The following is a 17882-nucleotide window of genomic DNA, read 5'->3' on the forward strand; positions in this document are numbered from 1 at the left end:
CATAAAGGCTAAGGAAATTTTTCCTCCTTAGGTCGGAAAAATAATGAATTTATGTGTCTTAATATTTAGAGACAACAATAATGTGTATTTTAACCGTAGGTTTTATTTTTAGGCGTAGCCTTTTGTGTTAATATGATAGTTTAATATGCTAATAATAACTGTAGATTGAACACCACGACCTTCGGCCCAAAAATGATGAACAAAATATTTTAGATTATAAAGTTTAAGTTCAAAGATTTTTCGCAGCATAGCGTAGAAAAATTATCCATAGCTTTTTCCAACGGAAAACCCTTCACCCGTACTTCGCAATTTCTTACTATTATGCTTTAAATCAATTATTAAGCAGCTTATCTTTACTTCAAAATAAATTAAAGTATATATGTTTAATATAATTAACATGACATAAAGGTATATATTATTGACTTTTATCCATTTTGGTTATTATAATTAATATATTAGCATTGTAAGAATATTTTATGTACTATTTGGATACTGCTAATTACGTAAATTTTAGTATTGTGAGATGATTTTAATGTTAAACTTTTTATTTTTAGTCCCTATAGGTTTTCTTGTTGGAGGTTTTGGTACCTTAATAGGTGCCGGTGGAGGATTTATTCTTGTGCCTATTTTGTTGCTACTGTATCCACATGAAAATGCTGATACCATAACCAGTATATCTCTTGCTGTAGTATTTTTTAATTCACTTGCTGGTACCATCTCATATTCAAGACTTAAAAGAATTGATTACAAATCTGGTATAATTTTTGCCATTGCAACAATTCCAGGATCAATATTTGGTTCCCTAGCTACTGGATATATGCCAAGGAACTTATTTAACGGAATATTTGGTTTCATAATGATTCTAATAGGTATATTTCTAATAGTAAGAAAAACCACTAGCAAATCCTTTAGTGGAGAAAAAAAGAAAAGATATTTATATCGAAGTGTTGTTGATTCTGATGGAATAAAATATGAATTTTCATATAACCCTATTATAGGTGTACTAATAAGTATTGTTGTTGGATTTTTGTCTAGCTTTTTAGGAATCGGCGGTGGAATAATTCATGTACCAGCCCTTGTAAATTTTTTGAATTTTCCAGTTCATATTGCAACCGCTACTTCACACTTTATCTTAGTAATAATGTCTTTTTCTGGAACCATGGTTCATTTGATTAATGGTGTCCTTTCTTCTAGCTTTATTAAAGTTGCTGCATTGTCTATAGGTGCTATTTTGGGAGCTCCTATTGGTGCTAAACTTTCTAATAAACTAAAGGGTAATATCATAATTAAAAGTCTTGCCCTAGCCCTTATAATCGCCGGTGTTAGAATCTTTTTAATGGCTTTTTAACTTTTGGATCTTTCATACAAAATTTGTTTTACCTTATTTATATCTTTTAAATTTGTTTTTGCCATTTTAAGATAACAAAAGGCTGATGGCACTAAAAATAATTGAAATACAATAAGGGTTATTATGTAGTTATTTGGTTCTCCTTTATATATGGACACAAAGGTAAGTAGATAACCTATTCCAACATTACCAATAGTTCTGCCTAAACTATTGAACACATTAGATATACTAAAAGCAGCTCCTCTGTGTTCTGGGAGATTTACATCTGTGATTAAGGCAAGAAAATTAGGTGTATTAGCAGACTGTGTTGCACTTGCTAAAAATGATAAAACAAATATTGATAATATCCACGGATTTATAAATATCTGTCTTAATAAACTTATAAGTATTGAATAAGTGTTACTAGTATTAAGTGAAAGTTTATTCATTGGGATTGAAAACATTATTACATAAAGTGGCATTGTTATAAATACTAAAAAAGAAGTTACTAATGCCCTTCCCTTATAACTTCTTTTTTGAAGGATATCTCCAAGATGCCCAAAAAAGGCAGAACTAAGTCCTCCTAATTGTAATATTGCAAAAAGATATCCTGCTGCAATAATGGCAGTTTTATTATCATATCCTTGATTTTTAATCTTTGCAATATACAGTGTTGGAAGCCATATAAGGCTACCTGTTGTTATGTTCATAAAAAGGCCTTGAATAAGCAATAACAAATTGCTCCTTTTAAATATTATTTCACTAAGTTCATGGAATTTTATATTATAATTGTATCCATTTCCTTCATCAATTAGCTTTCTTAATTCTGGTTCTGATTCTCCTAAGCTCGGTTCCTTTATAAAGATATATAAAAAGGTAAGCATAAGTCCTACTAAACTTACGATTTCAAAAGGCACTCTCCAATTTGATGATGCACCAATAATAGAAGCCATTAATGATCCAAATATACCACCAAATCCTTGTGACATTCCCCAAAGACTCAAAAGCATTCCACGATATTTATATGGAATATAATCTGTAAGTACGCTGAAGCCAATAGATGCTATACACCCTAATCCAATTCCTGTGAAAAATTGAGACATAAAAAGTTGTGGATAATTAGTGCTTTTAGACGTAATAAATACTGATATTGACCAAATAATTGTTCCATACATAATAAGTTTTTTTCTTTTGTATCTTCCTGCCGCATATCCCCAAACAATAGATGATAATGCAGTAATTAATATATTAACAGCTGATACAATACCTAATGATGATACTGGAATTTTTAAGTCTTTTGCAATAGAAGAAAAAAGTGGTGGAAATAATCCAATTATAATATTGTCAAAAGCTGCTAAAGCCACAAAAACAAATATAGTGTATATAATTCTAGCCTTGTTTTTATTCATATTTTTCTACCCACTCCTAATTTTATAGTTACTCCTTATTACTTTAACCAAAATCACAAAAATTAATATATTATTCTATTGTAACTAGATATTTAAATTATTACGATGTTATTTTTTATTACATAAATAGTTAGAAATTGCGAAGTAAGTTGGTTAAAGCTTTTTACTCTACTGCGTGAGTAAAAAGGTGAAAGAAAGTCTTGGCGGCAAGATGGAAGAATTAACGGTAATGCCGTTAATGGTGAGATAATTTGCTTTCAGCAAAAGGTTTAGTATGATTTTTCTCCTCTATGCTGCGAAAAATCTTTGAACTTAAATCTATAATCTAAAATATATTGTCCTTCATTTTTTGACCGAAGGTCTATGGTTTTTAACCTACTAGGTATTATTAGCATAATAAACTATCATATAAACACCATAGGCTACGCCTAAAACCAAAAACCTACGGTTAGAATATATATTAGGGTTATCTTTAAATACTAAGACACATCAACTACCTGTTACGTCAGTAACTTCTCTCACCTTTGACGGCTTTAGCTATGATAAAAATCTTTAACCTCACTTCGCAATTTTTTTATATTAACTTTATTAAAAATGTAGATTCCAATTTTCGCGCTAATTATACCTAAAACTACTCCACCAATCACATCTGTTGGATAGTGCACATAAAGATACAATCTAGAGAAGGCTATGGCTATGGCTATACTAAAAAAAACTACAGTATATTTTCTAAAACTTTTAGACAGCACATAAGCTGAGGTAAACGCTGCAGTAGTGTGTCCAGAAGGAAATGAATATCCTTTAGGTTTACTAATTAAAAGCTTTATTCCTGGATAATGTGTAAATGGTCTATTTCTGCAAACTAAATGCTTAATTATACCTTCTCCTAAAATGGCACCTATACATATGGAAATTAGAAGTAATAATCCTTCTTTCCTATACTTCTTAGTTACAAGCAGTACAAGTCCAATTACAATCCACAAACGCCCGTCATTACCTAACATGGTAAAAAAAATCATTAGCTTGTCCAACAAGTAAAAATGCATATTATTCTTTATAAACAATAATATAGTATTATCAAACTTTTCTATTAACATCTTATGCTCCAATCTATAAATGTCATCTAACTAAAATAAAAGTGAATTATTAGAAATTCATAAAATCATATTATCATATTATTATAATTCTACCAAATCTAATTTTTTTACTTAACAGCTTAAATATGTTACACCTTTATTCAAAATATTACACGTATATGTTATAATAATAAGCAATACTTGTAACTATATGAAAAAAAATGTTACTGAGGTGCTTATTATGTCAAAAATTTTATATGTCTTTTCATTAATAACTTGTATTTTATATTTACAAGTTGGCCTATATACATATAAATTAAATTCAAAATCCAAAATATGTAAATTATTCTTTCTTCTAAACATATTATTATCTATATGGTCCTTTGCTTTTTCCTTTGAATATTTAGCTGAATCTAGTTTTGATATATCTTTTTGGTACAAACTTTCTTCCGTGGGCTGGTGCAGCTTTGCTTCTATTACTTTATATTTAGTTTTAAATTTAACCAAAAATAAATTTTTAAATTATTTTTTTGTAAAGTTTTTAGTGGTTTTACCTGCATTTGTAACTATGTTTATAAATATATTTTTCATTGATCCTAGTGTTACTGCTTCTGGATTCTTTCCATCTATAATATCAATCTTAGATTTTTCGTATAATTTTATTTATTTATTGTTAAGTATAATCTTAATATATTTTTGGGGTAAAAAATCTTTAAAGTTAAAAGAAAAAAAACAAGCTAGACTTATCTTTATAAGTAGCGTTATTTCATTTCTTTTAAATCTTAGTGTTCAAACTATTTTACCTGCATTTGGCATCCATACAGTCCATGATTCTGGGCAATTTTGTGCTCTTGTGATGGTATTAGGAGTGTGTTATGCAATAAAAAGGTATCAATTTTTACGCGTTCCCTCTTCCCTTATAACTGAAGAGCTCCTAACCGAAATTATGGACCTGACTTTCATTGTTGATACAGATGGAAATATTACAAATGTAAACAAGAAAATTAAAGATATTCTAGGTTATGATTCAAATGTTCTAACTAATACCTCTATTTTAGATATTATAAAAGAAAAGTCCATAGAAAACTTATTAGTTGATATTGATAACCTAAAAAACACCATTAGATTTAATAAAATCACCATTTTTTCTAGTTATGGAGAATCCATTCCTTTTAGTATTTCTGTAACTCCTTTGATTGATTCAATTACAAAGGAATTGCTTTCAATTTTAATTGTTGGTCATGATATGAGAATTGTTGAGAATTTACAAAATGAAATAAAAAAACACAATCTAACATCTGAAAAGTTAAAGAAGAGTAATGAAAAAATAGAACATATAAATAACAAATTGTTAGAAACTAATACGATTTTAAAAGAAAAAGCATGCAGAGATGGCCTTACAAATTTATACAATCATCAGCATATAAATGAATTGCTAAAATTGGAACTAATAAAAGCCAACAGATCAAAGGGAGCTTTATCTTTAATGATGCTTGACATTGACTTTTTTAAAGTTGTAAATGATAATTTCGGTCACCAAATAGGTGATAAGGTATTAGTAACACTTGGCAATCTTATAAATTCCAAGGTTGATAAGATTGGAATTTCTGGTAGATATGGAGGAGAAGAATTTATAATATTACTTCCTAATCTAGATTTAGATAAAGCTTATGAAATTGCCAACGATATTCGTGTTAGTATTGGACAACTAAAATTTGAAATAGATGACCTTAATATAACGGTAAGCATAGGGGTCTGCCAATATGATCTTAAGGAAACTTCTACCTTATTAATAAATAGGGCTGACAATCTGCTTTATAAAGCTAAGAAAAATGGTAGGAACAGAGTTGAAAAATAAGCTTAGTTAATCAAAAGTTTACACTGCTGGTGCTGGTGTTCCTCCATTCTGTCCTTTTAGATATATATATGGGTTACTTGGTTTAGCAACTTTTTTTACATTGGTAACATTAATTACTGGTATAACTTTATTATCTGTGTCTTCCTTGTCAAAGTTAGGGATAACATTTATAACTCCAGTAACTTCCACCCACTGATCACTTTGCAGAGTAGAATTGTCCATCTTAACAGCAAGTCCAGTTAATTCAGCATCTGCTGCGCAGCATATTATAAGCATTCTTCCAACTATAAAAGTATCTTTTGGAAAAGTTCCATCCTTGTAAACAAAACCACTAATAGTAATTTTTTTACCTTTATATTTATTTGCATTATACATTATGTCATTAACCACATCAGAATAGTTTTGATCATTTGGTTTTATTAAGCTTCTACTATCACCTTCAGTTGATGTTGATGTAGCAGAAACCGAATATCCTTCAGTAAAATATCCTTTTTGCGAGGCTATTTCTCCATTAATTCCTTGAGGGTTTACTATATATACTAATATTAAGGGTAGCAAAAATATCGTGGATACTGCTTTTCCTTCATTTTCTTTGAATTTGAATATCTTTTTTACTTGTAGCAGTGATAGTATTATAAATATAAATAGTGAAAAATACATATATACAGTCATTCTTGGATGAATAAACAAGTATAGTTTTTTTGTCGTAATAAGGTAATACAGCCAGTAAGTAAAACCTATAAGTATTATGAACCATTTTAATTCCTTTATATTTACTCTTGCCAAACTAAAATCACCTCCTATAGTCTAACACCTATCAAATTTATAATTATTCCTATAGAGAAACATACCGTGAATATAAGCATTATTAATTTAATAATAAATTTAGGTTTAAAAGCTTGGGTAAGCATAAGTGTGTTTTTTATATCAATCATAGGTCCAAATATTAAAAATGCTATTATTGATCCACTTGTAAATTGACCTACAAAGGTTCTTGCAATAAAAGCATCTGTTTCTGAACATACTGAAAGTAAGAATGCTAGTCCTATCATTACTAAAATAGAATTTATACTATTATTTCCTATAGAAAGCATATATTTTCTTGGAAGTGCAACTTGCATTATAGATGAAAGAAATGCTCCTGCTATTACAAATTTCCCTACATCTTGTAGCTCTAAACTTGTATGTTCAAGTATTTCCCAAACTACTTTTGTAAGTGTTACTTTTTCTCCTGCTTTGTGTTTATGTTCATGCCCACAGGAACAATGTTCTTCATCATCATGATGATGGTGTCCAGCATGATCATGCTCATGATAATTTGAATATGTATGTAGCTTTGATTTGCTGCTTGCTCCATTTAATGTATATATCCAGCGATTACACAAGTTATGTTCAGAAGAACTTCTATGAGTTTTATGATTATCTTGGGTTTCTAGCTTACTGATTATAAATCCAATTAACATGGCACTAAGAGCTCCGATGCCACCTCTTAGTAAAACCATATGAGAGTTACTTTGAAAAGCATAATAAGTTGATACTAAAACTACAGGATTTATTATTGGAACTGAAAGCATAAATGTAACACCTATATAAAGAGGTACTCCTTTTTTAAGAAGTCGTCTTACTATAGGAACAATGGCACAATCACATACTGGAAAAACTATTCCTACAATGCCAGCAATGAAAATTCCAATAAATTTATTTTTAGGGATTATCTTTGCTATGGTTTCTTCAGATATGAATACTTGAATTAAGGAAGATATGAACACTCCAATTATTATAAATGGTATTGCTTCTAAAATTATACTTAGAAATATAGTAGTAAAACTTTGAAGCATTGTATTTTGGAGTTTTAAGCTTAATTGACTTTTAAGTGAAAATATAATTAATAATAGCAAAAGTACTAATGGAAATAGTATTATTAGTATAACTGGGCTAGTCCCTCTAATTTCTCTTCTTCTCTCTAACAAGTTTTCTCACCTCATTCTAAATTAATGCAGTCACGTAAAATTATTCTATTCTTCACGTTATATATATTTATTAATGAGGTGAGATATTACTCTTATTTATCTTTTAACGTATAAAGTTTATAATCCTTGAACACATATAAAACACTGCTCCTATAATTGATACCAAGAAACCAATTGGTAGCCCGGAAAAATAAGCTAAAATCAGTGAACTCCATATAGTAATAAGTGAAAATAGCATGGCTAATAATAGCACTTTTCTTGGATTACTTGTTAGATAAGTACTTGCTGCCATAGGTGCAATTAGCAAACTAAAACATAGTAATGCACCTACTATTGGCACCGTAATTGCAGAAGCCAATCCAAGTACTACCATAAAACACATTTCTAAAAATCTAACTGGTATCCCTCGTGATTTAGCTATCTCCTTAGAAATAGATGCCAAAAGCAATGGTCTATACAAAAAAATTATTAAAAATACACATAATCCGCCTAAAACAGCTGTATCTATAACTTGTTCTGTACTTACACCAACAATTTGACCAAATAAAAGTGAATAAGCTCCTGCTGCATATTTATCGCTTAGCCCTAAAAATAGTGCACCTACACCCAGGGTTGCAACTAGAATAAGCGCAGTAACCACATCGTTACCTTCTTCATCACTAAGATATCCAATTAGTAATGCCCCTATAATAGAAAACAAAGATAATCCATATATAGGATTAATATTGAAAAATACTGCTCCAGCCCCACCAGCAAAACCAACTTGTGGTAGTGCATGTGCTGCAAAGGATGCCCGACGAACAACAACAAAATAACTAACAAATGTGCAAAGAATGGCTACTATAGTTCCACTAATCCATGCATGAACCATAAAGGTATCTGTAAATACTTCTAAATTAATCATCGCTCAACACTCCCTTGTTTTTTGTCATTTTAGCATCCGAAATTCTACCTTTTATCCTTGCTAAAAGGTAGAATAATAAAATGATAACTGAAACAAAGAAGCTAACTGTCCATCCTCTTCCAACAGGTGCCCATTGAAAGCTGTCATATGCAAGAACAATTCCAATTAGCATAGCTATAACTCCTAAACTTGCGGATAACAACATTGCTGAGCTCATCTTACGTGTAATTTGCACAGCAGCGGCTGCTGGTCCAATTAATAATGCAGTACTTAAAAGGGAACCTGTAATAAGTGATCCTTCTTCCACGACAAATGACAACAAAATTATAAAAACAATACTAATGAAACGTACTGGAACGCCTCTAGTGCTTGCTAATTCTGAATCAATTGAACTCAATAATAGAGGCCTATACAATATGCATATAACAATTGTTGTGGCAATGGTAAGCAAAGCTATAACTAAAACCGTGGTACGACTTACAACAAAAATTGATCCAAATAAAATAAGCATAGATGCACTTGCTTTTCCTGTAAAATGAGCATCAAGGTATAAAAATAAAGATTCTATCCCAAGCGCAATTGATAATATAATTCCAGTTGATAAGTCTTTTTCACGCGCCTTATTTCCTAAAAACTCTACTCCGATAGCTGCAAATATTCCAAATCCTAAAAATCCCCACAAAGTTCCTATTCCAGCTAAAAATGCCATTGCCGCACCCGCACCTCCAAAATCAGATATAGCATGACCTGCAAATGATTGACCTCTAATAATTACAAATACTCCAATCACTCCAGATATGGCTGCAACAATACTACCTAGTATTAAAGCATTTATAACTTCTGGACTTTCAAAAAAACCCGTTGCAAAGAAAAATCCTATTATTTGTTTCATGTAATTTCCCCCGACTCTACACAATAATTGACGTTGGCATCAAGATTCAAGCTTGAATCATTTCCACCAACTACCATAATTCTGCCATTTACATGAAGCACTTCAACCGGATATCCATACAAATTGCTTAATACATCATTACGAAAGACCTCTGAAACCTTACCCATAACTGCCTTACCATCTGCAAGATATAAAACTTTATCCATTACACCTAAAAGTGGATTCATGTCATGTGCAACTAGAATTACTGCCACACCTTTTTCCTTGCCTATTTTAGAAACCAATTTTGTTACTTCATAAGCACTTTTAATATCAAGATTTGATAAGGGTTCATCTAAAAGTAAAATTTTCGGTTCTGTAAGCAATGCTTGAGCGATAAGTAGTCTCTGTTGTTCTCCACCTGACAGTTTTCCAATAGGCGAATCTGCATAAGCAAGAGCATCAACAGCTTCCAACATTTCATCAACACGTTTTTTTCGCTTTTTACTGGGGAGTGGAATTCCAAAGCGATGACCATCTAATCCGAGTGCAACTAAATCACGTCCCCTTAGTGGAATATTGGGATCTAAAAATATTTTTTGCGGAACATAACCTATCTGTCGTTTGGTTTTTTTACCTGTTTCTTCTGAAAAACTAACACTTCCCTTGGTTTGGGATAATATTCCTAAAATCACCTTAAGGAGTGTTGATTTTCCTGCTCCATTTGAACCTATAAGTCCAATAAATTCACCAGAATTAACTTCAACATTGACATCTTTAAGAACCTGCTTTTCATGGAAATTTACACATATATTATCAAGTTTTAAAATTGGAGATTTATTAATTACTTTCACAGATTTCATCATGACATTGTCTCCGTTGAAATTTTATCTTTTAAGGCTTTTAATATATTTTTAGTTTCATCCTCCATCCATGTTTGGTATGTATGTTTAGGAGGCATCGTTTCATATACACCAACTATAGGAATATTATTGCTTTTAGCAATCTTTAATAAATTAGTAGTAACATCATCTATAGCTTGTTGATTGTATACAAATACTTTAACTTTTTTTTCTTTTAATAGATCCTCTTGAGTTTTAACATTCTGTGGTGAAGGATCCGTACCATTCATTACAGAAGCCTGAAAGCCCCATGGAGTTTCCACATTTAGACCTGAAGCTTCTAGCAAATAATTTGCTACTGGTTCAGTTACTGCAACTCCAGCTTTTGCATATGTTTTTTGAATTTCATTCATGTCATCCTTCCAAGTTTTTAGAGAATCATTAAACTTAGTTAGTCTATCTTCAAAGTATTTCTTGTTAGCTGGTAGCTGGCTCTCTAAATTTTTAGCAACAAGTTTTGCTACTCTTTCCATAGTATCAGGTTTATACCATAGATGTGGATTTTGTGTATTGTCTGAATACCCTAAAGCTTTTGCAACATTTATTACAGTTCTACCTGAATTTTTAGAACTGCCTTCAAGTTTATCCATAAAGTCATCATATCCAAGTCCATTTTGAACAATTAGTGTAGCCTTGCTTATTTGAGTTTCATCTTTCGTATTTGCTTCGTATGAATGAGGATCAGTACTAGGATTACTCATAACAGCTGTAACTGATACATATTTTCCTCCAATTTGACTTATAACATCAGCATACTCATTTTCTGCTCCAACTGCTTGAACCATACTTTTATCCGTAACTGATTTTGAAGAAGTATTTGTGCTACAACCTATCAATGATGCTGAAAACAACATTAATACCGTAAGAATCACAATCACTTTTCCATTATGAACTTTTGACTTTTTAATTAAATTGATTGACTTCATGTTATCACCCCTAAATTTATGTAAATGCAAGTTGTTTGCATTTACATAAATTCTATATCTTATTTTAACATTTGTCAATAATCATGTTACATTTTTTCCCATAGTAAACTCAATATACTATACTTTAATTTCATCCTTCTTTCACTATTAATGTATGTAAAAATTACACAACAAAAAGAAACAAGTAATTTATGAATTTCTAAAATTACTTGTTTCTTTAGGTTTAATTATATATTTAAATTTCTTTCAATTTCAATTTCCTTAAGACTTTTTCCTGAAGTTTTAGGTGCGAATACTACTCCAACAATCATACTTATTAGTAAGAAAATTGTCATTGTAAAAGCTAAGCCCTGAAATCCTAAATTCGCTAAAATTGGTACGAAAAAGCTCCATAAACCTAATGATATACGAACAATTGAAAACATAATGCCTTGTGCCGTAGCTCTAAATCTTGTAGGGAAAAGTTCACTAGACCACAATTGGAAAAAAGGTTGTTGTGCCATGCCTTGACCTATTCCCCATAATAGAACATATGATAAAGAAATAACAAAATTCAATTTACAGAATGCAAATAATGCCATTGATATAACGTTTACAAGAGCTCCAATAAAGAATACCCATTTCCTTCCTAATCCATTATCACTAAATCTCATGAATATAACTATTGTTGTCAACACCGATATAGCAAATTCTAGACATTGTAATGCTACACTAGTACCTTGCGATTGCGATCCAAATTTTTGAAGAATATATGGTAGGAAAAATCCTCCTGTACCAGCAACTAAATTCCACACCCCATACATAACTACAAGAAAAATGAGTGCTTTTAAATTTGCTCCTTTAAATAGGCTAGATACTTTAATTTTTTCACTTTCAATAGAATTCTTTAATTTATCTTTTTCTTCTTCCCAAGTTTTTGATTCTGTCATATCATGACGCATTAACCATGTTATAAATGCTATTATTATAAGATGTAAAAAGACTAATCTAGCTCCCCATATTCCAAGTGGAGTTAATAAAAAGGATAAAGCTAAAGTACAAACTGGTCCAAGTGACCAAAGGGCTTGTGCAAATCCACCGTGTTTTCCTCTTGACTCTGTTGGTGCCTGTTCTGCAATTAGTGTCCATGATGCTGGTATATCTGCTCCAACTGCAAGTCCTGCAATAATATATCCTACGAAAAGCATCCAAGGTGTAACAGAGCAAATTAATATAAGCATACCTATTATATATACTAAAAGGTCATAAGCATATATCTTTTTTCTTCCAAATTTGTCGCAAATTCTTCCTCCTATAAGTGCACCTATCCCGGCAGATATTGCATTAGAACTTAATGCCCCAAGCAATCCAACAGTAGTATTACTCAAATGAAACTGAGCTGTCCAAAGCGTTAATGCACTTGCACCTGATACGATAGACCCTGAATCTAAGTAATTAGCTAATGCTGCCGATACTGTCCATCTCCAATGTTTTCTTTTTTCTGAAGCTTCCATGATTAAACCCCCCATTAATAAAAATTTATATTGTTTATTTTCTAAGACTTTAGATGAAATATCTCATCTAAAGCAATAGATACTGGACTATTATCTTCATTAGTTTCCATTAAATCTTTCATATAATCCCACCATTTTTTGCATATCTCTGTCTTAGCACTTTTTTCCCATAGTTCTTCATCTTCTATTTCCATATAAGAAAATAGATTTCCATTTCTTTTATCTAAAAATATAGAATAATTACATGCACCGTATTTAGTAAGCATCTTTTCCATTTCAGGCCAAATATCGTCATGACGTTTCTTATATTCATCATAACAATCTTCATAAACTTTCATAATTGAAGCTTTACGAATCACTTTAAACACCTCTTATTCTGAATTTATATATTATTTAAATGCTATCTTATAAATTTGAAGTATTTCTTCTTCTGAAGTATCCCTTGGGTTTCCTCCAGTACATACATCATTAAATGCCAGTTTAGAAAGCTTTGATAAGTCCTCTTCCTTTGCTCCTATTTCAATTAATTTTTGAGGAATTCCTATTTTTTTAGATAAAGTTACTACAGCATCAATTGCCGCTTTTCTGTATTCACAAGCAGTCATATTATCAACATTTAAAACTCCCATGTTACGTGCAACTTCTTTGTATTTCTCTCCCGTTGCAGGCGCATTATATTCCATTACATATGGAAGAAGTAGTGCATTTGCAACTCCATGAGGAGTGTCATAAACAGCTCCTAAGGAATGTGCCATGGAATGAACTATGCCGAGTCCAACATTCGAAAAGCCCATACCTGCCATATACTGACCTACACCCATGTTTTCTCTTGCTTCAATATTAGTAGGCTCAAATACTGCCTTTTCTAAATTTTTGGCAATAATCTCTATTGCCTTTAATTCAAAAGTATCTGTAAGTACCCATGCTCCTTTTGTAATATATCCTTCAATAGCATGTGTAAGCGCATCCATGCCTGTTGCTGCTGTAAGTCCTTTTGGCATAGAAGACATCATTTCAGGATCAATTACTGCAAGTATTGGAATGTCTTTAGGATCTACACATACCATTTTCTTTACAGCTTTTTCATCTGTAATCACATAGTTTATTGTAACTTCTGCTGCTGTACCGGCTGTTGTTGGAACTGCTATTATAGGCACAGACTTATTTTTAGTTGAAGCTACCCCTTCAAGAGATACAACATCTGAAAATTCAGGGTTATTTGTTATAATACCTATTGCTTTTGCAGTGTCCATTGAAGATCCACCTCCAATTGCTAAAATAAAATCTGCTCCTGAAGCTGCATAAGCTTTAACTCCTGTCAAAACATTTTCTGTTGTAGGGTTTGGTTGTACATTATCATAAATTTCAAAAGGTATTTTTGCATCTTCTAATGTTTTTGTTACCTTTTGAGCAACATTAAATTTAATTAAGTCTTTGTCTGTAACTACAAAAGCTTTTTTTAATTGTCTATTTTTTGCTTCTTCTGAAATAACACTAATGGCCCCTTGCCCAAAATATGACATTTCATTAAGTACTATACGATTTATCATTTATAACACTCCCTATTATTTATTTTTCATATAAAAACTTCTCTGGTAGGATAACATTGAAACCTTCTGCAAGATCCCTAAAGTTGTCTGCTGTTATAGTTTGTTTTTTTCCACCCATAGCTAAAACTTTAACAAGAATTTCAGCTGATTTTTCCACAGTATCCATTAATCCAAAAGTTAAATCCATTGTTTCTCCTGAGCAGAAAGTACCATGATGAGCCCAAATTACAACGTCATGTTCTTCCATTAAATTACTAGTTTCTTTGCCAATCTCTGCTCCCCCTGGAACCATCCAAGGAACTACTCCAATTCCATCTGGAAATACTACTGGACATTCTGTTGCCATTTCCCATAATTCCCTAGTGAAAACCTTTCCATCAAGTGGAAGTACAAAAGTTAAAGCTATAAGATTTGTTGTATGTGAATGCATTATAACTCTATATTTGTCATTAGTTTTACGCTTTTTCACAGAATGACTCATAAGATGTGATGCTAATTCACTTGTAGGTTTTGCTCCATTTATTAGTCCCCAAACAATTTTATAATTTTCACCCTTCTCATCTATCTTGATTATGCCAACATTTTCCTCTTGACTAAGAGCCACATTTCTTATAAATTTTCCACTTCCTGTTAATAAAAAATATTCACTAGCTAGGTTTTCAACTGTAACTCCTATTGCTGTATATTCTGATTCCTCATTAACAAAATCTCTTATTGCCACTGCCTCTTCTTCCTTTAATCTATAACTTATATTTCCACCGTTACGTTCATGCCATCCTTTAAGAGCGGCATCCTTAGTTATTTTTGTGTATTCCCTCATAAATTTCATTTGTAATAATTCCATTCTATCTCCTACTTTCTCTTTGATAATTCTTTATTTTCGTATTGTTTAACTTCATCTATCCATTTTTCTTTAGCTGGTACATTGTTAATTTCACAATAATAATTCCATATATCTCCCATAGGATAAGTTTTGAATTCTTCCATTAATGCTAATCTTTCTGTAAAGTTTCCTTCTTCTTGAAGTTTTTTAAGTTTATCATTTGGTGTAAGCATCGCTGATAATAAAGCCTTTATCATATTCCTTGTTCCAATTGTCCATGCTGCTATTCTATTAATACTTGCATCAAAGAAATCAAGGCCTATTACTACTCTGTCTACTGCATCATTTCTAACTATCTCTTTAGCCACCTCTTTAAGTTCCTCATCCAAAACTATAACATGATCACTATCCCATCGTACTGGCCTACTTACGTGTAATGCTATCTTATCAAAGAATAAAAGCATGGCTGAAATTTTATCTGAAACAACTTCTGTTGGATGATAATGCCCTGTGTCCATTAGAGGAATCACACCATTCCTAGACGCAAAATTTAAATAAAATTCACTTGATCCCACAGTGTAAGACTCTGCTCCTATACCGAACACCTTAGATTCCACACTATCTAGATTATATTTTTCATCTGTCTTTACTTTATATATTTCTTCTAAAGATTCTTTAAGACGTTTTCTCGGCGTGAACCTGTCACTTGGAATGTCTTTATACCCATCTGGTATCCACAAGTTTGTGAGACATGGCTGCCCTAATTCTTTTCCAAAATATTCTCCTATTTTTCTTGAAGCAATACTATGTCTTATCCAAAAATCTCTAATTTCTTTGTCAGGATGTGAAAGAGTTAAACCATCCTTAGCTTTTTCATGTGAAAATATTGTAGGGTTAAAATCAAGTCCTAATCCTCTTTCTTTTGCCCACTGAACCCAATTTTTAAAGTATTCTGGTTTTATCTCATCTCTTTCTACAACTTCTCCATTGGTTTCAGCATATATAGCATGAAGATTTATTTTATGCTTTCCTGGAATTAGGCTAAGTGCTTTGTCTAAATCTTTTCTTAATTCTTCTGGATTTCTTGCCTTTCCTGGATAATTACCTGTAGCTGCTATACCTCCTGATAACTCCTTTTTATCTACTTCAAAGCCAGCTACGTCATCACCCTGCCAACAGTGAATTGATATCTTAACTTTTTTAAGATTTTCTAATACTTTATCTACATCTACTCCCCATTTCTCATATTCTTTTTTTGCCACCTCATATTTTTCTTTTATGTTCATTTTTTTACCCCCTCTTTATTTGGTCTGAATTTTTTAATATCAAAAGACTTTCTAATAACTTGCCTTGCTTCACTTAAATCTCTAAAAGCTTTTACGCTTATTAGCTGTGCCACTATGTTTCCTATTGCAGTTGCCTCTGATGGGCCAGCTAAAACCTCCTTATTAGTAATGTTTGACACTATTTGGTTTAAAAGATTATTTTGACAGCCACCACCAAAAATATTAATTGTATTAAATTTCTTTTCAAATATTTCTTCAAGATCTCCTATAGCCTTTTTATAACTATGTGCCAAACTATTAAATACACAAATTGCTATCTCTCCAACTTCTTGCGGAACTTTTTGATTGCTTTCTATACAAAATTCCTTTATTTCTTGTATCATATTTTCAGGCTTTAGAAATCTGTCATCATCCACATCTATAATTGATTCAAAATCCATAGCTGTTGCTGCTAAATCCACTAATTCACTAAATGAATATTTATCCTTTAAATTTCTTTTAACTTCTTGTATTATCCAAAGTCCCATAATATTTTTTAAAAATCTATATCTAAAATCTATTCCCCCTTCATTTGTAAAATTATAGTCCATAGCTTGTGGAACACATATTGGAAATCTGTTTTCGACTCCAATTAAAGACCAAGTTCCAGAGCTTAAGTACACGCTGTCATTATCATTACATATAGATGCTATAAATGCAGAACCCGTATCATGCGTTGCTGTTAGTATCACCTCCATATCAAATCCAAATTCCTCTGTAAGTTCTTTCTTTAATGAACCCAATTTTATCTTAGGTAATTTTATATCTTGAAACATATCTTTGTTTATACCAAACTTATTTAGTATGTTCTCATCCCAAGTTTTATCAAAGGAGTTAAGAAGTTGAGTTGTTGATGCATTTGTGTATTCGTTTACTTTTTGTCCTGTAAGTAAAAAATTTAAATAATCTGGTATCATCAAAAAAGTTTTAGCCTTATCTAAAATATCCTTATTTTTATTTTTTATGGATAGCAGTTGATATAATGTATTAAATCTTTGAAATTGAATTCCAGTATATAGATAAAGCATATCCTTAGGAATTTTTTTAAAAGCTTCTTCCATAATACCTTCTGTCCTGTCATCCCTATACGCTACTGTATTTCCTAAAATATTGTCCTCCTCATCCATTAAAACAAAATCTACTCCCCAAGTGTCAATTCCTATACTCTTTGGTATTTTACCAATTTCTTTGCACTTCTTTATACCATTTTTGACTTCACTAAATAAACCGTTAACGTCCCAACAATACTCATTTCCAATTTTATTTATTGAGTTTTGAAACCTGTATATTTCTTCTATTTTTAGTTTTCCAGCTTCTTTATATCCTAGTATATGCCTTCCACTTGATGCTCCTATATCGACAGCTAAACAATACTCCATCTGTTGTTCCTCCTGCGTGTTATCGTTTACTTATACTGAAATTATATTTCATATTAAGCCTGATTTTAA

General features: G+C 31.3%; 16 protein-coding genes. 2 read left to right on the top strand and 14 right to left on the bottom strand.

Annotated elements, in window-relative coordinates; genetic code table 11:
* Positions 1 to 532: 532 nt before the first annotated feature.
* Positions 533 to 1348: a sulfite exporter TauE/SafE family protein gene (locus tag B8978_RS14560; protein WP_084116807.1), complete on the top strand. Its 816-nt coding sequence runs from the start codon at positions 533 to 535 to the stop codon at positions 1346 to 1348.
* Here the strand turns inward: B8978_RS14560 and B8978_RS14565 are convergent.
* Positions 1345 to 2736, bottom strand: a complete 1392-nt coding sequence (locus B8978_RS14565) for an MFS transporter (RefSeq protein ID WP_176212711.1) — start codon at positions 2734 to 2736, stop codon at positions 1345 to 1347. The genes B8978_RS14560 and B8978_RS14565 overlap by 4 nt on opposite strands.
* 533 nt (positions 2737 to 3269) lie before the next feature.
* On the bottom strand, positions 3270 to 3833 hold the full coding sequence (locus B8978_RS14570) for a phosphatase PAP2 family protein (RefSeq protein ID WP_084116809.1): 564 nt from the start codon (positions 3831 to 3833) through the stop codon (positions 3270 to 3272).
* Positions 3834 to 4053: 220 nt separating this feature from the next.
* Between B8978_RS14570 and B8978_RS14575 the strand changes: the two genes are divergently transcribed.
* Positions 4054 to 5670 (top strand): histidine kinase N-terminal 7TM domain-containing diguanylate cyclase, encoded by a 1617-nt coding sequence (locus B8978_RS14575; protein WP_176212712.1) that lies wholly within the window; start codon positions 4054 to 4056, stop codon positions 5668 to 5670.
* Between the two features lie 18 nt (positions 5671 to 5688).
* Here B8978_RS14575 and B8978_RS14580 read toward each other — a convergent pair whose 3' ends face one another.
* The 12 genes from B8978_RS14580 to rhaB form a co-directional block, all read right to left on the bottom strand.
* The gene (locus tag B8978_RS14580) at positions 5689 to 6456 is read right to left on the bottom strand and encodes a TIGR03943 family putative permease subunit (protein WP_084116813.1); all 768 of its coding nucleotides are present in this window, start codon (positions 6454 to 6456) and stop codon (positions 5689 to 5691) included.
* A gap of 14 nt (positions 6457 to 6470) precedes the next feature.
* Positions 6471 to 7640, bottom strand: a complete 1170-nt coding sequence (locus B8978_RS14585) for a permease (RefSeq protein ID WP_084116815.1) — start codon at positions 7638 to 7640, stop codon at positions 6471 to 6473.
* A 103-nt stretch (positions 7641 to 7743) separates the two neighbouring features.
* Complete coding sequence (locus B8978_RS14590) at positions 7744 to 8544, bottom strand: metal ABC transporter permease (RefSeq protein WP_084116817.1); 801 nt, start codon at positions 8542 to 8544, stop codon at positions 7744 to 7746.
* Positions 8537 to 9436 (bottom strand): metal ABC transporter permease, encoded by a 900-nt coding sequence (locus B8978_RS14595; RefSeq protein ID WP_084116819.1) that lies wholly within the window; start codon positions 9434 to 9436, stop codon positions 8537 to 8539. The genes B8978_RS14590 and B8978_RS14595 overlap by 8 nt, the downstream gene beginning before the upstream one ends.
* Positions 9433 to 10281 (bottom strand): metal ABC transporter ATP-binding protein, encoded by an 849-nt coding sequence (locus tag B8978_RS14600; RefSeq protein ID WP_242950572.1) that lies wholly within the window; start codon positions 10279 to 10281, stop codon positions 9433 to 9435. Before B8978_RS14600 ends, B8978_RS14595 begins: the two co-directional genes overlap by 4 nt.
* Positions 10278 to 11243 (bottom strand): metal ABC transporter solute-binding protein, Zn/Mn family, encoded by a 966-nt coding sequence (locus B8978_RS14605; RefSeq protein WP_207651894.1) that lies wholly within the window; start codon positions 11241 to 11243, stop codon positions 10278 to 10280. The genes B8978_RS14600 and B8978_RS14605 overlap by 4 nt, the downstream gene beginning before the upstream one ends.
* A gap of 227 nt (positions 11244 to 11470) precedes the next feature.
* Entirely contained in the window at positions 11471 to 12736 is a 1266-nt protein-coding gene (locus B8978_RS14610; RefSeq protein WP_084116821.1) for an MFS transporter, read from the bottom strand.
* Between the two features lie 41 nt (positions 12737 to 12777).
* Positions 12778 to 13095 (bottom strand): L-rhamnose mutarotase, encoded by a 318-nt coding sequence (gene rhaM / locus B8978_RS14615; RefSeq protein ID WP_084116823.1) that lies wholly within the window; start codon positions 13093 to 13095, stop codon positions 12778 to 12780.
* Positions 13096 to 13125: 30 nt separating this feature from the next.
* Positions 13126 to 14286 (bottom strand): lactaldehyde reductase, encoded by a 1161-nt coding sequence (gene fucO, locus B8978_RS14620; protein WP_084116824.1) that lies wholly within the window; start codon positions 14284 to 14286, stop codon positions 13126 to 13128.
* 19 nt (positions 14287 to 14305) lie between these two features.
* Entirely contained in the window at positions 14306 to 15130 is an 825-nt protein-coding gene (rhaD, locus tag B8978_RS14625) for a rhamnulose-1-phosphate aldolase (RefSeq protein ID WP_084116825.1), read from the bottom strand.
* An 8-nt stretch (positions 15131 to 15138) separates the two neighbouring features.
* Entirely contained in the window at positions 15139 to 16395 is a 1257-nt protein-coding gene (gene rhaA / locus B8978_RS14630; RefSeq protein ID WP_084116827.1) for an L-rhamnose isomerase, read from the bottom strand.
* The gene (rhaB, locus tag B8978_RS14635; RefSeq protein WP_084116829.1) at positions 16392 to 17813 is read right to left on the bottom strand and encodes a rhamnulokinase; all 1422 of its coding nucleotides are present in this window, start codon (positions 17811 to 17813) and stop codon (positions 16392 to 16394) included. Before rhaB ends, rhaA begins: the two co-directional genes overlap by 4 nt.
* Between the last annotated feature and the right edge of the window lie 69 nt (positions 17814 to 17882).

The organism is Clostridium acidisoli DSM 12555, assembly GCF_900176305.1.
In the GTDB taxonomy this organism is placed as follows: domain Bacteria; phylum Bacillota; class Clostridia; order Clostridiales; family Clostridiaceae; genus Clostridium_I; species Clostridium_I acidisoli.

Bases quoted from the DNA above. Each gene is read 5' to 3' on its own strand.
- rhaB (WP_084116829.1), bottom strand. From the start codon at position 17,813: ATGGAGTATTGTTTAGCTGTCGATATAGGAGCATCAAGTGGAAGGCAT.
- B8978_RS14570 (WP_084116809.1), bottom strand. From the start codon at position 3,833: ATGTTAATAGAAAAGTTTGATAATACTATATTATTGTTTATAAAGAAT.
- B8978_RS14590 (WP_084116817.1), bottom strand. From the start codon at position 8,544: ATGATTAATTTAGAAGTATTTACAGATACCTTTATGGTTCATGCATGG.
- rhaD (WP_084116825.1), bottom strand. From the start codon at position 15,130: ATGGAATTATTACAAATGAAATTTATGAGGGAATACACAAAAATAACT.
- rhaA (WP_084116827.1), bottom strand. From the start codon at position 16,395: ATGAACATAAAAGAAAAATATGAGGTGGCAAAAAAAGAATATGAGAAA.
- fucO (WP_084116824.1), bottom strand. From the start codon at position 14,286: ATGATAAATCGTATAGTACTTAATGAAATGTCATATTTTGGGCAAGGG.
- B8978_RS14575 (WP_176212712.1), top strand. From the start codon at position 4,054: ATGTCAAAAATTTTATATGTCTTTTCATTAATAACTTGTATTTTATAT.
- B8978_RS14595 (WP_084116819.1), bottom strand. From the start codon at position 9,436: ATGAAACAAATAATAGGATTTTTCTTTGCAACGGGTTTTTTTGAAAGT.
- B8978_RS14610 (WP_084116821.1), bottom strand. From the start codon at position 12,736: ATGGAAGCTTCAGAAAAAAGAAAACATTGGAGATGGACAGTATCGGCA.
- B8978_RS14605 (WP_207651894.1), bottom strand. From the start codon at position 11,243: ATGAAGTCAATCAATTTAATTAAAAAGTCAAAAGTTCATAATGGAAAA.
- B8978_RS14565 (WP_176212711.1), bottom strand. From the start codon at position 2,736: ATGAATAAAAACAAGGCTAGAATTATATACACTATATTTGTTTTTGTG.
- B8978_RS14560 (WP_084116807.1), top strand. From the start codon at position 533: ATGTTAAACTTTTTATTTTTAGTCCCTATAGGTTTTCTTGTTGGAGGT.
- B8978_RS14600 (WP_242950572.1), bottom strand. From the start codon at position 10,281: ATGATGAAATCTGTGAAAGTAATTAATAAATCTCCAATTTTAAAACTT.